Consider the following 14,207-nt stretch of genomic DNA (forward strand, 5'->3'; position numbering starts at 1 on the left):
CGGCGGGCTCAGCGGGTCCGGGTCCGCGGGCGCGGCGCCGGGCGCGCCGGGGTCACCCGGGCGGCCGGCTCGCGCGGCACGCCGCCGTCGCGCAGCAGCCGGGCCATCGGCAGGGTGGCCGCGCCCATCGCGACCGCGTCCGGTCCGAGCCGGCACAGCTCGATCGAGGCCTGGGCGTACGGCTGGCGAAGCGCGTGCCGCGCGGTGGCCGCGCGGATCTGCGGCAGGTAGCGCTCGCCGAGGGCCAGGCCGGCCCAGCCGCCGAGCACCACCCGCTCCGGGTTGAAGAGGTTGACCAGGGTGGCCACCCCGGCTCCGAGGTAGCCGACGGTCTCGTCGAGCACCTTCGCCGCCGTCCGGCCGGTGGACCGGAGCAACTCGCCGAAGGCGCTCTCCTCGTCGCCGCCGGCGGCTGGGCGGCCCCGGTTGGCCTGCCGGAACCGGTCGAGTACGCCCTCCGCCCCGACGTACGCCTCCAGGCAGCCGAGGTTGCCGCAGCGGCAGCGGCGCCCGCCGTACACGATGGTGGTGTGGCCCCACTCGCCGGCGCTGCTGTGCGCGCCGCGGTAGCCGACCCCGTCGGCGACCACGCAGGCCCCCACCCCGGAGCCGACCAGGGCGATGACGGCGTGCCGGACGCCGCGGCCGGCACCGAACCACATCTCGGCCTGGCCGAGGGTCTTCGCGCCGTTGTCGAGGTGGACCGGGACGTCGGTGCCGGCTCGCAGCATCGCGCCGAGCGGCACGCCGTCCCAGCCGAGCGTCTGGGCATGCACGACGGCGTCGGCGGTGCGCTCGACGGTCCCGGAGACGGCGACGCCGAGGCCGAGCACGGCGGCCGGGTCGACGCCGGCCTGCTCGATCACCGCGTCCAGGCCGTGCAGCAGGTGGGTGGCCACGTCCTGCGGATCGGGCTCGGCCGCGGCGATCGGGTACTCGGCCTTGGCCAGGGCGGTCATCGCCAGGTCGAAGAGCTCGACCTGCACCCGGGTCTCACCGACGTCGGCGCCGACCAGGTAGCCGTAGCCGGGGGCGACGCGCAGCAGCACCCGGGGACGGCCGCCGTCGGACTCGACCGACCCGGCCTCCTCGACGAGCCCCTCGGCGATCATCTCGCCGACCAGGTTGCTCACGCTGGCCAGGCTCAGCGCGGTGGTCTGGCCGAGCTCGTGGCGGCTGAGCGGGCCGTCCAGCCAGATCCGGGTGAGCAGCAGCGACCGGTTGGCACGGCGCATGTCGCGCACGGTGGTGCGTCTGGCGTCCACGTCCGCCGCCGTCCTCTCCCCGGTGCCGTCGTCGGGCGGCACCGTTCACGCCATGAACCAAGCGCCGACAGCGTACTGCGCATTTACATTTAACAAAGTTAACTGATAGCCTCCGAGGCATCGATGAGGAGGTATGTCATGCGACTTCGACGCGGGCTGACCGCCCTGCTCGGCGGCGCCGTACTGCTCGCCGCCACGGGCGCCCTGACGGCCACCACCGGCCTCGCCGCGACCGCCGGCCAGACCGCGCTGGCGACCTGCTCCGGCGTACCGGCCTGGGCCGAGGGCGTCACCTGGACCGCCGGCAGCCGGGCCACCTACACCGGCCGGCTCTACCAGGCGCTGCAGACGCACACCCCGCCGCCCGGCGCCGGCTGGACCCCGCCGGCCACCCCGGCGCTCTGGTCCGACCTCGGCGCCTGCGACGGCGCCCCGTCCCCCACGCCGACCACGTCGTCCCCCTCCCCCACGCCGAAACCCACCCCGACCCCCACGTCGACGCCGTCGCCCACCCCGTCGAGCCCGCCGCCGGGCGGCGACACCTGCGCGCTGAAGTCCCGGCCGGCCGGCAAGGTGCTCCAGGGCTACTGGGAGAGCTGGGACGGCGCGGCCAACGGCGTGCACCCCGGGCTCGGCTGGATACCGATCACCGACTCGCGCATCCGGACGCACGGCTACAACGTGGTCACCGCCGCCTTCCCGGTGATCCGCGCCGACGGCACCGTGCTGTGGGAGAACGGCATGGACGCCGGGGTCAAGGTGCCCACCCCCGCCGAGATGTGCCAGGCCAAGGCCGCCGGCCTGACCGTCCTGCTGTCCATCGGCGGCGCGACCGCCGGCATCGACCTCGGCTCGACCGCGGTCGCCGACCGGTTCGTCGCCACCGTCGTGCCGATCCTCAAGCGGTACAACTTCGACGGCATCGACATCGACATCGAGACCGGCTTGACCGGCAGCGGGAACATCAACCAGCTGTCGACCTCGCAGGCCAACCTGGTGCGGATCATCGACGGGGTGCTCGCCCAGATGCCCGCCGGGTTCGGCCTCACCATGGCCCCGGAGACCGCGTACGTCACCGGCGGCAGCGTGACCTACGGATCGATCTGGGGCGCGTACCTGCCGATCATCAAGCGCTACGTCGACAACGGCCGGCTCTGGTGGCTGAACATGCAGTACTACAACGGCAGCATGTACGGCTGCTCCGGCGACTCGTACTCCGCCGGCACCGTGCAGGGCTTCGTCGCGCAGACCAACTGCCTCAACACCGGACTGGTCGTGCAGGGCACCACCATCCGCGTCCCGTACGACCGGCAGGTCCCCGGCCTGCCGGCGCAGTCCGGCGCCGGTGGCGGGTACATGACCCCGTCGCTGGTGGGGCAGGCGTGGAACACCTACCAGGGCGGCCTCAAGGGGTTGATGACCTGGTCGATCAACTGGGACGGGTCGAAGGGCTGGACCTTCGGCGACAACGTCAAGGCCCTCCAGGGTCGCTGACCCGGGCCCGGTCACCGACGGGGCCCCGGCGGGGGCGGGCGGGGCCGACGGAACACCGACACCACTGGCCACGTACTGGCTCGGCGGGGTGCTGGCCGTGCTGCTCTGCGCCCGGCTCGGCCTGCGCGTGCTCGCCTCGCCGTAGGAGAGCGGGCCGGTCCCGGGTCAGGCCCGCCCGGTGGGCTGGGACAGCGCCCGGGTGACCACGGTCAGGTCCGCCGCACCGAGCCCCTGGCCCACGACGCGCTGCCACTCCGCGGCCAGGCACTCGGCGGCGAGGAACCGGCCCTCCTCGACCTCCCGCAACACCAGGTTCACGTCCTTGAGCGCCAGGGTGAGGGGGTACTGGGTCGTGTAGTCGTCCCGGCCGATCCGGTCCAGCTTCTCGCCGGCCCAGGGCGACAGCAGCGGGCTGCCACGCAGGGCGCCCAGCACGGTCTCGCGGTCCAGGGCGAGGGCGTCACCGAGCGCGACCGACGCGGCGAGCCCCTCGGCGACGAAGGCCAGCAGCAGGTTGTTCACCAACTTCAGCCGGGAACCGGCGCCGACCGGCCCGACCCAGACGGTCTGCTGCCCGACCGCGTCGAAGACCGGGGCGACCCGGTCGCGGACCTCCGCCGGCCCGGAGGCGAAGACGACCAGCTTCCCCTGCTCGGCCGGGCCGCGGCTGCCGGCCACCGGGGCATCCAGCAGCACGACGTCGGGACGCTCCGCCGTGACCTGCCGAGCGAACCGTTCGGTGTCGGTGACGCCGATGGTGCTCATCTGGGCCCAGACCGCGCCCTCGGCCATCGCGGCTAGCATCCCCTGGTCGAAGGCGATGGAACCGATGGCGTCGGCGTCGGTCACCATGGTCACCACGACGTCCGCCCCACCGGCCGCGTCGGCGGGGCTGGCGGCCACCTCCGCGCCCTGGTCGCCCAGCCGGCGGGCCGGCTCGGGGTGGCGGTTCCAGACGACCGTCGGCAGACCGGCCCGCAGCACGTTCCCGGCCATGGGCGCGCCCATCCCGCCGAGCCCGATCATCGCCACCCGTGGCTGCGCCATCCGTCCCCCGTTCCACCTCACCGGCAGCGTAGGTCAGCGCGGGCGGCCGTGGCTCCGAACGACGAGATCCGCACGCGACCGGCCTGACCCGTCACAACGGACGGACCAGTTCCCCGAACCAGCGTCGGCCCACCGCGAACGTGTCCCGGACGGCCAGCCCGGCGGCGTGCGCCGTGTCGTGCACCGCCACCGTGTCCAGCCGGGCCCAGCGGAACGCCCCGCTCCGGCACACCTTCCCCTGCGGTGAGCGGGAGGCCAGTCTGGCCTGCCCACGCCACAGGCCGGGCCCGGGGGGTTCCAGCTCGACGACGACTGAGCCGCCGGTCCGGATCAGCTCCCGGCACCGGCCGAGCAGGAGGCTCGGGTCGCCGCCGATGCCGATGTTGCCGTCGATGAGCAGGACGTGTGCCCAGCGTCCCTCGCCGGGCAGCGGCCCGAACACGTCCCGGTGGAGGGCGACGGCACCGCGCGCCCGGGTGAGCCGTACCGCGTGCGCGGAGACGTCGACCCCGACGGCGACGTGCCCGGCGCGGGCCAGGGCGAGGGTGAGCCGGCCCGGGCCGCAGCCGATGTCCAGGGTCGGGCCCGCGCACCGGGCGACCACCGCGGCGGTCGCCGGCTCCGGCGGACCGTGCCAGCGCCGGACCGGCAGCGCGTTGCGCCGACCGTCGTCCTGCACGAGCCAGTGCGCGCCGGGCTGCGCTTCGAGGGCGGCGGCGAAGACGTCCTCACCCCCGCCCGCCGCGGCCACCCACCGGCCGTCCGTGCCGAGGGCGTGCAGTGTCACCGGTACCCGCCGGGCACCAGCGTGGGGTGCAGCGCCGATACCTGGTACGCGAACCGGGTCTCCGGCGCCTCGGCGGCCACCGCGAGCGCGTCGGGCCAGGTGTCGACGTCGCGCAGCACCGGCAGGGTCAGCGTGCGCAGCCCGCGCCGGTCGAGGGCGGACCAGGTGCACTCGCCGGTCTCCGGGGTGGACATCGGCACCGCCCGCAGCGCGTCGGCCTGGCGCGGATCGCGCAACCCCAGCGCCCACCATCCGCCGTCCACCGCCCGCCCGAGCACCGCGTCGGCCAGGTCCAGCCGCTGGAACGCCCCGAGCAAATGCCCGGCGGTCACCTGCGGGGTGTCCATGCCAATCTGCAGCACCGGCCGTCCGGGCCAGGCCGCTGCCACGTCGGCGTGGGCGTTGGCGATCCGGTCGGCCAGGTCCCGACCTCGCTGCGGCAGCACCGTCCAGCCGATGAGCGCCGCGGTCAGGCCGGCGCCGTCCTCGCCGTCGGCGAGGCGTCCGCGTACGGCCAGGACCGGCGCCACCCCGGGCACGGCCCGGACGGCGTCGAGGGTGTCCCGGAGCGCGGCGGCGGCGATCCGGGCGGCCTGACCGGGGGTGGCCGGTGGGCAGAGCCGGGTCTTCACGGCCCCCGGCACGGGCGCCTTGGCCATCACCAGCAGCACCGTCACCGGGGTCCGCCCACGCTGCGCAGGACTCCGGCGAAGTCGCGGGTGGCGCGCAGCGTGCCGCGTACCGAGCCGGAGACCTTGGAGCGGGTGCCGGCGGCCCGTGGGCCGTAGCTGACGTCCAGCTCCTGGATCCGCCAGCCAGCGGCGGCTGCCCGGATCAGCAGTTCGAGGGGGTAACCGAAGGCCCGGTCGGTGACGCCCAGGGCGAGCAGCGCCTCGCGGCGGGCCACCCGGATCGGGCTGAGGTCGCGCAGCGGTACACCCCGGTGCCGCAGCAACGCCGCGATGAGCGCCGTGCCGGCGCGGGCGTGCCACGGCCAGGCTCCGGCGGAGACGGGCCGCCGCCGGCCCACGGTCAGGTCGGCGGCGCCGCCGGCCACCGGGGCGACCAGGGCGGGAAGTTCGGCGGGGTCGAAGGATCCGTCGGCGTCGAGCACGCAGACCAGGTCCGCCTCGGCGGCCACCAGCCCGGTGTGCACGGCGGCGCCGTAGCCTCGGCGGGGCTCGGGCACCACCCGGGCCCCGTGCCGGGCGGCGACCTCCGCCGAGCCGTCCCGGGAGCCGTTGTCCACCACGATCGCCCGGTAGCCGGGCGGCAGCGCGGTGAGCACGCCGGGCAGGGCGGCGGCCTCGTCGAGGCACGGCAGGACCACGTCGATCGGTGTGGACATACCGACGACGCTAGGCCGCCACCTGGGCCGCGGCAGGCAGATCGGACCTTACGGATCTGTTACCGGCGAAGCGATTCTTACCGGACGGTGACGATCCGACGGTTCGCCGGTCACCCGTCCCGGGAAGGCCGTACCGTCCGGTCGGCATGAGAACGACCACGAGGCGACCCGTCGCGCCCGGGCGGGCGCCGACCCGCTGGCGACGCGCCGACCTGACGGTGCTGGGCGTCGAGGCGGCGCTGGTCGTGCTGGCCGCCGCGGTCGGCGCGGTCCTCAACGCCCGCGGCGTGGGCCTGCACGCGGACGCCGCCCCGCTGTACGCGACCTGGCGGCCGCACCTCGGCTGGGGCACCCCGGCGGCGGTGCTGGTCGCGGCCGGGGTGGTCGGCGTCGGGGTGCGGTGGGCCGGTGCGGCGCGCTGGGGCCCGCTGCTCGGCCTCGCCTACCTGGCCTCGGTGGCGTGGACGCTGTCGCTGGCCCTGGTCGACGGCTGGTCGGCCGGGTTGACCGAACGGCTCACGCCGCAGGCGGAGTACCTGCACGAGGTGCCCGGGATCCGGGACGTCCCCGCCACGCTGGCCGGGTTCACGGGACGGATCCTGGACTTCCGGCCCGACTCCTGGTCGACCCACACCGCCGGGCACCCACCCGGCGCGCTACTGGTCTTCGTGGGGCTGGACCGGATCGGGCTCGGCGGGGGCACCGTTGCCGCACTGGCCTGCGTGCTGGTGGGCGCGAGCGTCACCGTCTCGGTGCCCGTGGCGCTGCGCTCGCTCGGCGCCGACGCCGCGGCCCGCGCGGTCCTGCCGTTCCTGGTGCTGCTGCCCGGGGCCGTGTGGGTGGGGGCGTCGGCGGACGGGCTGTTCGCCGGCGTGGTCGCGGCAGGTCTGGCGCTGCTGGCGGTACGCGGCCGGCTGGCCCCGGCCGTCGGTGGGCTGGTGCTGGGTTACGCGCTGTACCTGTCGTACGGCTTCGTGCTGGTCGGCTTGCTGGCGCTGGTGGTGCTGGCACTGCGTCCGGCGGACCGGATCGCCGCGCTGCTGTCCGCGGTCGCGGGAGTCGCCGGGGTGGTGGTGGCGTTCACGGCGGCGGGATTCTGGTGGTGGGACGGCTACCAGCGGGTGGTGGAGCGCTACTACCAGGGCTGGGCGGCCGACCGCCCCTACGGCTACTGGGTCTGGGCGAACCTGGCGGCGCTGGTGCTGTCCGCCGGCCCGGCGCTCGGGCCGGCGCTGCGCCGGGCGGTGCCGGCCGGAGTCGCGACGGTGCGGCGGCGCGGCCCGGGTGCCCGGCTCGTCGGGCCGGTGGCCGCCGCCGGGCCGACGGTGCTGCTGCCGGTGGCTGCGGCGGCGGTGGTGCTCGCGGCTGACCTGTCCGGGTTGAGCAAGGCCGAGGTGGAGCGGATCTGGCTGCCGTTCGCGGTATGGCTGCTGGTCGCCACCGCGCACCTGCCGCCGGCGACCCGCCGCTGGTGGCTGGCCGGGCAGGCGGCGACCGCGCTCGCGGTCAACCACCTGCTGTGGACGGTCTCCTGACCTGCCGCGGGGCCCGGCGTCGCCCGCGCTGCCGCCACGACGGGCAGCGCGGCGGGTCAGGCGTGCACGGCCGCCGGCTCGCGCAGCGGGTCGGTGGCGAAGGCGGTGACCCCGTCGGCGAAGCCGACCCGCGCGGTGTAGCCGAGCAGGTCGGCCGCCCGACGCGGATCGGCGACGACGTGCCGCACGTCGGCGGCGCGGGCGCCACCGACGACCAGCGGCGCCGGCCCGGCCATCGCGGCGGCCAGGGCCGCGGCCAGGTCACCGACCGTCCGCGGCTCGCCGGAACAGACGTTGACCGGCACCAGCGGCTGCGGCGGCGGCGTGGTGAGGGCCAGCAGGTTGGCCCGCGCCACGTCGGTGACGTGGACGAAGTCCCGCCGCTGCCGGCCGTCCTCCAGCACCCGCGGCGGCCGGCCGGCCGACAGCTCGGAGCGGAAGATCGAGGCCACCCCGGCGTACGGGGTGTCGCGGGGCATCCGGGGCCCGTAGACGTTGTGGTAGCGCAGGGCCCACACCCCGCCCCCGGTCTGCCGCGCCCAGGCGGCGGCCAGGTGCTCCTGGGCCAGCTTGGTGGCGGCGTACGTGCTGTGCGGCTCCAGCGGGGCGTCCTCGGGCACCAGGGCGGGGCTGAGGATGCCGCCGCACTGCGGGCAGGTCGGGTCGTAGCGGCCGGCGGCTAGGTCGGCGGGGCGGCGCGGGGCGGGTCGCACGGTGCCGTGCCGGGCGCACTCGTAACGGCCCTCGCCGTAGACGACCATGGAGCTGGCGAGCACCAGCCGGCGCACCCCGGCCCGGTGCATCGCGGCCAGCAGCACGGCGGTGGCGTAGTCGTTGTGGCTGGCGTACCCGGGGGCGTCCGACGGGTCGAGGCCGTGCCCGACCATCGCGGCCTGATGGCACACCGCGTCGACGCCGGGCAGCAGCCGGTCGAGCAGGTCGGGGTCGCGGACGTCGCCGACGATCGGGGCGTGCCGCCGGGACCACTCGGGCAGTTCGCCGCCGTGTGCCTGAGGCAGCAGCGCGTCCAGCGCCACCACCTCGTGCCCGTCGGCGGCGAGCAGGTCGGCGACCTGCGACCCGATGAAACCGGCCGCGCCGGTGACGAGTACCCGCATGCCGGTCAGGGTAGGTCGGTAGGCGGTCGCGGCGGGTCCGGTCGGCCAAGCCGTAAGGACCTGGCAACATCGCGGCCCGCGGGCCGGTAAGCGTTCCGTAATTCGGCAAACCGGGTCCGGCCGCCGAGGCCGCCCGTAGCCTGCCGGAGAGGGATCGGGTCGGCCGGCCGCCGCCGGGCGTCCCGGCGTCGGCAGTCGCGAGGAGGACCGGTGGGCGCGGAGAGCTCTCCCCCGGCCGGGGGTCCCCCGGCCGGGTTGGGGCGCGTGCCACCCGGCCGGCCGGCCTACGGTTTCCCCCGGCGGTGGTGGGCGTTCCTGGCCGAGCATCCCCCGCCCGGCGCGGCGACCGTGAACCGGCGGTGGCGCAGCCCGCTGCGCGGCCCGTGGCTCACCGCCATGTACGGGGTGGTCCTGCTCGTCGGTCTACCGCTGGTGTTCCTCACCGGGCTGCTGGACTACCTCGCCTACTCCCCGCAGTTCGGCCAGGCGTTCCCGCGTGACGTCGGGTGGCTGCGGCTGCCGCCGTTCGACTGGCCGACCCGCCCGTCCTGGCTGTTCCGGCTCACCCAGGGCCTGCACGTGGGGCTCGGGATCACGTTGATCCCGATCGTGCTGGCCAAGCTCTGGTCGGTGCTGCCGAAGCTGTTCGACTGGCCGCCGGCCCGGTCGGTGGCGCAGGTGCTGGAGCGGCTGTCCCTGCTCCTGCTGGTCGGCGGGATCCTCTTCGAGATCGTCACCGGCCTGCTCGACATCCAGTACGCGTACCTGTTCGGCTTCGACTTCTACACCGCCCACTACTTCGGCGCCTGGGTGTTCGTCGCCGCGCTGGTCGCGCACGTGGCGCTCAAGCTGCGGCGGATGCGCACCGCGCTGCGGTCCCGTTCGCTGCCCGAGGAGCTGATCACCTACCGCGCGGCGACCCGGCCCGAGCCGCCGGACCCGGACGAACTGGTGGCCGCCCGGCCCGGGCCGCCCACGATGAGCCGGCGCGGCGCGCTCGCCCTGGTCGGTGGGCTGTCGCTGCTGCTCGCCGCCCTCACCGTGGGGCAGCACCTCGACGGCCCGTGGCGGCGGACCGCGTTGTTGCTGCCCCGGGGGCGGCAGCCCGGGGCGGGCCGGACCGGCTTCCCGGTGAACCGGACCGCGGCCGCCGCCGGCGTCCGGGCCGCCGACACCGGGCCGGGCTGGCGGCTCACCCTGCGCGCCGGCGGGCGTACCGTCGCGGTGGACCGCGCCGGCCTGCTGGCCATGGCCCAGCACACGGTCACGCTGCCGATCGCCTGCGTGGAGGGCTGGTCGACCGTGCAGACCTGGACCGGGGTACGGCTGCGCGACCTGGCCGTCCTCGTCGGCGCGGACGGGATCGCCGCCGCGCACGTGCGGTCCCTGGAGAAGGCGGGGCTGTTCAAGCAGGCGACCCTGCAGGCCAACCAGGTCCTCGACGCGGACTCCGTGCTCGCCCTGCAGGTCAACGGCGTCGATCTCTCCCTCGACCACGGCTACCCGGCGCGGGTCATCGTCCCGGCCCTGCCCGGCGTGCACTGCACAAAGTGGGTGGCGGAGATCGAGTTCCGGAGCCGTACCGGTGGGTGACCTGGCGGCCCGGTTCCGGGCGGCGTACGGGGCGCCGGCCGGGCACCTGCTGCTGCTCGTCGGCGCCTTCGCGGTCGCCGGTTGGGTGGCGCTGCGGCTCGCCGCGGAACCGACCGCCGGCCGGATGCTGGTCTGGTTCGTCGGCGCGGCGATCGCACACGACTTCGTGCTGTTCCCGATCTACGGGCTGGCGGACCGCGTGCTGCAGCGCGCGCTCGGCACCCACGGCGTGCCGGCGTCGGGTCCCGCATTGCTGAACCACGTCCGGGTGCCGGCCCTCGCCTCGGGCCTGCTGTTCCTCGTCTACCTGCCCGGCATCCTGCGGTTGGGCCGGCCAACCTACCTGGCCGCGTCCGGGCAGGACCAGCGGCCGTTCCTGGCCCGCTGGCTGCTCGTCACGGCCGCCCTGTTCCTGGCCAGCGCCGTCGGTTACGTGCTGCGCCGGTGGTGGGCGCGGCGCCGCTGAATCGTCGGCCGTCGTCGGCGAATGGGACCGGTTGGCGCTGTTCATTGCCGAATCGGTTGCCTACTGCGATGACGCGAGGCGATGCGCAATCTGCGTGTGTCCGGGCTGCGGCATTTCGCTGACGGGCGATAACGGACCGAACCACAGCATTTTCGGTGTCCACTCGCAGCTCGCCGGTCGAATCGGGTGTCCTACGAGGTTTTGCCTGCTGGGCCTCGCCTCGATCCGGTTTGGCGAGCACGCCCGATGCCCGGGTGCGGGCCGGCCGGTCAGGGGTGGTTCGGCCTCCGGCGATTACCGCAGAGGTAGACGGAAATGTAGCCGCCAACGCCTTGCTCCGATATGGGCGGAGGGATACGATCCCGCCGAAACGATCTTGGAGAGGGGCTGAAGTGTCGACCGCGAAACGTATGAAAACGGGGCTGATCGCGGCGCTGACACCGATAGTGGTGCTCGGCGTCGTCGCTCAGCCGGCGCGGGCGGACGTGTCCGCGCCGCCGATCAAGACCTACGAAGGAGATCCCGGCCGGCTCGGCGACCCGGCGAGCTGGCGCACCGCTGAGTTCAACCGGGACGCCGGCCTGGTGTCGATGGGAGCGGAGTTCGCCTACGCCGCCGGTTACTCCGGCGCCGGGATGAACATCGGCGTCATCGACTCGGGCGTCTTCGCCGGGCACGTCCGGGAGCACGGCAGCCTGGAGACGAACTACGCCGTCGGGGACCGCTACTTCTCGGTGGAAGCCCAGGGTGGCGAGACCGGTCCGACGTCGGGGTTCTACAACCAGGCGTACAACGACAGCCACGGCACGCACGTCACCGGGACCATCGGGGCGAGCCGCGACGGTGTCGGCGAGACGCAACCGGGCGGACCTGCCGCCAACATGCACGGGGTCGCGTTCAACAGCAACGTGTACATGGGCAACACCCACAAGACGGACGGCGTGCTCTACGGTCTCCTGCCGGCGACCGCGACCGCCGCCCAGAAGCCGGACGACGCCTACCTCGCCAACGTCTACCGGGCCGTGAACGCCGCCGAGACGGCGAACGGCAAGCCCGTCAGGATCATCACCAGCAGCTGGGGCAGCCAGCCCAACACGGAGAACTACAACACGTACGACACGCCGCCCGGCAGCCCCGCGGGCTTCGGTCTGAACACGGCGTGGCGCCTCTGGTCCACCCCGGACGGCGTGGTCGACGCGAACGGCAGCAGCGTCCGCTGGCTGAACGGCGCCATCGACGCCGCGCGCACCGGCACGGTCATCCAGTTCACCGCAGGCAACAGCGGCTACGTGAACCCGTCGCCGCGCGGCGCCGCGCCGTACTTCCTGCCCGAACTGGAGGGCAGCTGGTACACCACCTCGGGGATCAACCCCACGGTGGGGCGCACGTTCAACCCGGACGGGTCCGTCCTGGTGCCGGGTCAGCAGACGTTCAACCAGTGCGGCGTCGCGAAGTGGTCCTGCGTGACGGCGCCGAGCAACGGGATCAACAGCACCACCGTGTCGGTCGTCAACGGGGTGCCGGAAGCCCGCTACGGGAGTTCGTCGGGAACGTCGATGGCCGGGCCGCACTCGGCGGCCGCGCTGTCGCTGATCATGCAGCGCTTCCCGTACCTGACCAACGAGCAGGCGCTGTACACGATGTTCACCACCGGCCGGCAGAACAACACGATCAGTGACGCCTCCGGCGTCGCCGTGCCGAACCCCACCCGGGGCCAGATCGTGCAGGTTCCGGACAGCCGCAACGGCTGGCACACGGTCAGCCTGCGGGAGGCCATGAAGGGCCCGGGCCAGTTCCTGGGGCCGTTCGTCGTCGACACGCAGGGACAGAGTGACGTGTGGTCGAACGACATCTCCGACGTCGCGATCCGGGCGCGCCAGCAGGAGGACGCCGCCGAGGCGGCCGCCTGGGCGGCGACCAAGGTCGCCAAGGGCTGGACGCAGGGTCTGCCCGCCGACGCGAGCGACGCCGACAAGTCGGACTACGCCATCGGGACCCGCCGCGAGCAGGCCCGCAACGCCCGCGCCTACGAGGGCAGCCTCACCAAGCGTGGCGAGGGCACCCTGTTCCTCACCGGCAACGAGACCTGGCACGGGACCAGCACGGTCCTCGGCGGCAAGCTCTCGGTCGTCGGCTCGCACGCGAGCTCGATCGACGTGCGCGGCGGGACGCTCGGCGGCAGCGGCAGCGTGGCGGCGGGCGTCACCGTCACCGGCGGCGTGCTGCGGCCCGGTCTCGCGGCCGACGAGGCGGCGCAGATCACCGATGCCGCCGTCGCCCCGGGCAACGTCCTGAACATCGGCGGGAACGTGACGATCGGCAACGAGGGTCGCGTCGCCGTCACCATCTCCGGCGACCACGACTACACCAGCGTTCGGGCCACGGGCGCTCTGGCGCTGGCCGGAAACCTGGACCTGGACGTGCGCGGCCCGCTCACCCCGGGCACCGTGCTGACGATCATGAGCGGCAGCTCGATCAGCGGCAGCTTCCACGCGCTGCCCGAGAACCGGGTCCTGAACGCCGGCGGTCACCTGTTCCGGGTGTCCTACAAGGACAGCAGCATGACCCTGACCGTCCTGCGCGCGTTGCCGACCGCGCAGTAGTCCGTGTTCATGTCGTCCCACGCGGAGCTGAGGGACTGACCGGGACAGGACGGTAGACCGTGGGCCGCGACGCCGGAAACGGCCTCGCGGCCCACGCCGTCGAACAGGGCATCGAGCACCCGCCGGGCGGTCAGCGCCCCGCCGGGCGGGTCAGATGCCACCGTCGACGTGCAGCGTCTCCCCGGTGATGTAGGAGGACTGGTCGCTCAGCAGGAAGGCGACCGCGTCGGCGACCTCCTCCGGCCGCCCGTAGCGCCGCAACGCGATGATCTGGCGGTGGCGTTCGACGTACGCCTGCCGCTCCGCCGAGGAGTCCCGTGCCGCTTCCTCGGTCTCGATGGTGCCCGGAGCCACCACGTTGACCCGGATGCCCTGCGGGCTCAGTTCCTTGGCCAGCGAACGCATCAGCCCGACGAGGCCGGCCTTCGCCGCGGTGTAGTGCGCCCGCAGCGGGATTCCGACCGTGGCCGCCCGGGACCCGATGGCCACCACCGACGTGCCCGCGGTCATCAGCGGCAGTGCCTTGTTGACGAGGAGGTACGCCGCGGTGAGCGTGGTGTCCACCACCCGGTGCCACTCCTGGGGCGTCAGCTCGGCGAACCGCACCGGGCTGATCACCCCCGCGTTGTGCACCAGACCGTGCAGCGTACGGTGGCCGCTCCCGGCCTCGTCGACGAGCCGCTCGACGTCCTCGACGTCGGTCACGTCGGCCCGGATCAGCCGGTGGCTGCCCGGCGTCTCCTTGAGTTGGTGGGCGAGCGCCTCGACGTGCTCACCCTCGGTCCGGTAGCAGGCGACCACGTTCGCCCCGGCGGCGGCCAGTCCGAGGGTGATGCCCCGACCGATGCCGCGGGCGCCTCCGGTGACGATGACATTCTTGCCGGCGAGTTGACCGATCATGGCTCTCCCTCTTCTCGCGCTGGGGCGACCGACCGAGCTGTTCCCGCGACT

12 protein-coding genes are annotated in these 14,207 nt (G+C 74.4%); 5 read left to right on the forward strand and 7 right to left on the reverse strand.

Going from position 1 to position 14,207, the window contains the following annotated elements:
* Positions 1–8 precede the first annotated feature (8 nt).
* Positions 9–1,307 carry an ROK family transcriptional regulator gene (locus ABZ783_RS17295; protein WP_357438928.1) on the reverse strand — a complete coding sequence of 433 codons (1,299 nt, stop codon included), beginning with the start codon at positions 1,305–1,307 and terminating at the stop codon, positions 9–11.
* 96 nt (positions 1,308–1,403) lie between these two features.
* Between ABZ783_RS17295 and ABZ783_RS17300 the strand changes: the two genes are divergently transcribed.
* The gene (locus ABZ783_RS17300) at positions 1,404–2,759 is read left to right on the forward strand and encodes a glycosyl hydrolase family 18 protein (protein ID WP_357438931.1); all 1,356 of its coding nucleotides are present in this window, start codon (positions 1,404–1,406) and stop codon (positions 2,757–2,759) included.
* 165 nt (positions 2,760–2,924) lie between these two features.
* Here the strand turns inward: ABZ783_RS17300 and ABZ783_RS17305 are convergent, their stop codons facing one another.
* From ABZ783_RS17305 to ABZ783_RS17320, 4 genes are all read right to left on the reverse strand, one after another.
* Positions 2,925–3,806 (reverse strand): NAD(P)-dependent oxidoreductase, encoded by an 882-nt coding sequence (locus ABZ783_RS17305; RefSeq protein WP_357438934.1) that lies wholly within the window; start codon positions 3,804–3,806, stop codon positions 2,925–2,927.
* Between the two features lie 91 nt (positions 3,807–3,897).
* Positions 3,898–4,587: a class I SAM-dependent methyltransferase gene (locus ABZ783_RS17310; RefSeq protein ID WP_357439274.1), complete on the reverse strand. Its 690-nt coding sequence runs from the start codon at positions 4,585–4,587 to the stop codon at positions 3,898–3,900.
* 2 nt (positions 4,588–4,589) lie between these two features.
* Positions 4,590–5,270 (reverse strand): DUF2064 domain-containing protein, encoded by a 681-nt coding sequence (locus tag ABZ783_RS17315; RefSeq protein WP_357438936.1) that lies wholly within the window; start codon positions 5,268–5,270, stop codon positions 4,590–4,592.
* Positions 5,267–5,941, reverse strand: a complete 675-nt coding sequence (locus ABZ783_RS17320) for a glycosyltransferase family 2 protein (RefSeq protein WP_357438938.1) — start codon at positions 5,939–5,941, stop codon at positions 5,267–5,269. Before ABZ783_RS17320 ends, ABZ783_RS17315 begins: the two co-directional genes overlap by 4 nt.
* 146 nt (positions 5,942–6,087) lie before the next feature.
* Here ABZ783_RS17320 and ABZ783_RS17325 point away from each other — a divergent pair, with 146 nt between their 5' ends.
* Positions 6,088–7,476, forward strand: a complete 1,389-nt coding sequence (locus ABZ783_RS17325) for a hypothetical protein (protein ID WP_357438941.1) — start codon at positions 6,088–6,090, stop codon at positions 7,474–7,476.
* Between the two features lie 56 nt (positions 7,477–7,532).
* On the opposite strand, the gene ABZ783_RS17330 is transcribed toward ABZ783_RS17325, so the two are convergent.
* A complete protein-coding gene (locus tag ABZ783_RS17330; protein WP_357438943.1) occupies positions 7,533–8,594 on the reverse strand; it encodes an NAD-dependent epimerase/dehydratase family protein in 1,062 nt (353 codons plus the stop codon).
* A gap of 255 nt (positions 8,595–8,849) precedes the next feature.
* Between ABZ783_RS17330 and ABZ783_RS17335 the strand changes: the two genes are divergently transcribed.
* The 3 genes from ABZ783_RS17335 (at position 8,850) to ABZ783_RS17345 (ending at position 13,256) form a co-directional block, all read left to right on the forward strand.
* Positions 8,850–10,187 carry a molybdopterin-dependent oxidoreductase gene (locus ABZ783_RS17335; protein WP_357439277.1) on the forward strand — a complete coding sequence of 446 codons (1,338 nt, stop codon included), beginning with the start codon at positions 8,850–8,852 and terminating at the stop codon, positions 10,185–10,187.
* A complete protein-coding gene (locus tag ABZ783_RS17340; protein WP_357438945.1) occupies positions 10,180–10,653 on the forward strand; it encodes a hypothetical protein in 474 nt (157 codons plus the stop codon). Before ABZ783_RS17335 ends, ABZ783_RS17340 begins: the two co-directional genes overlap by 8 nt.
* Positions 10,654–11,063: 410 nt before the next feature.
* Positions 11,064–13,256 (forward strand): S8 family serine peptidase, encoded by a 2,193-nt coding sequence (locus ABZ783_RS17345; protein ID WP_357438947.1) that lies wholly within the window; start codon positions 11,064–11,066, stop codon positions 13,254–13,256.
* A 150-nt stretch (positions 13,257–13,406) separates the two neighbouring features.
* Here the strand turns inward: ABZ783_RS17345 and ABZ783_RS17350 are convergent, their stop codons facing one another.
* The gene (locus ABZ783_RS17350) at positions 13,407–14,156 is read right to left on the reverse strand and encodes an SDR family NAD(P)-dependent oxidoreductase (RefSeq protein WP_357438949.1); all 750 of its coding nucleotides are present in this window, start codon (positions 14,154–14,156) and stop codon (positions 13,407–13,409) included.
* Between the last annotated feature and the right edge of the window lie 51 nt (positions 14,157–14,207).

Origin of the sequence: Micromonospora sp. NPDC047738 (assembly GCF_040642675.1) — a bacterium.
In the GTDB taxonomy this organism is placed as follows: Bacteria; Actinomycetota; Actinomycetes; order Mycobacteriales; family Micromonosporaceae; genus Micromonospora.

What these genes read in the sequence shown, in the direction of transcription:
- ABZ783_RS17300 (WP_357438931.1), top strand. Translation starts at nt 1,404, where the DNA reads ATGCGACTTCGACGCGGGCTGACCGCCCTGCTCGGCGGCGCCGTACTG.
- ABZ783_RS17305 (WP_357438934.1), bottom strand. Translation starts at nt 3,806, where the DNA reads ATGGCGCAGCCACGGGTGGCGATGATCGGGCTCGGCGGGATGGGCGCG.
- ABZ783_RS17320 (WP_357438938.1), bottom strand. Translation starts at nt 5,941, where the DNA reads ATGTCCACACCGATCGACGTGGTCCTGCCGTGCCTCGACGAGGCCGCC.
- ABZ783_RS17325 (WP_357438941.1), top strand. Translation starts at nt 6,088, where the DNA reads ATGAGAACGACCACGAGGCGACCCGTCGCGCCCGGGCGGGCGCCGACC.
- ABZ783_RS17330 (WP_357438943.1), bottom strand. Translation starts at nt 8,594, where the DNA reads ATGCGGGTACTCGTCACCGGCGCGGCCGGTTTCATCGGGTCGCAGGTC.
- ABZ783_RS17345 (WP_357438947.1), top strand. Translation starts at nt 11,064, where the DNA reads ATGAAAACGGGGCTGATCGCGGCGCTGACACCGATAGTGGTGCTCGGC.
- ABZ783_RS17350 (WP_357438949.1), bottom strand. Translation starts at nt 14,156, where the DNA reads ATGATCGGTCAACTCGCCGGCAAGAATGTCATCGTCACCGGAGGCGCC.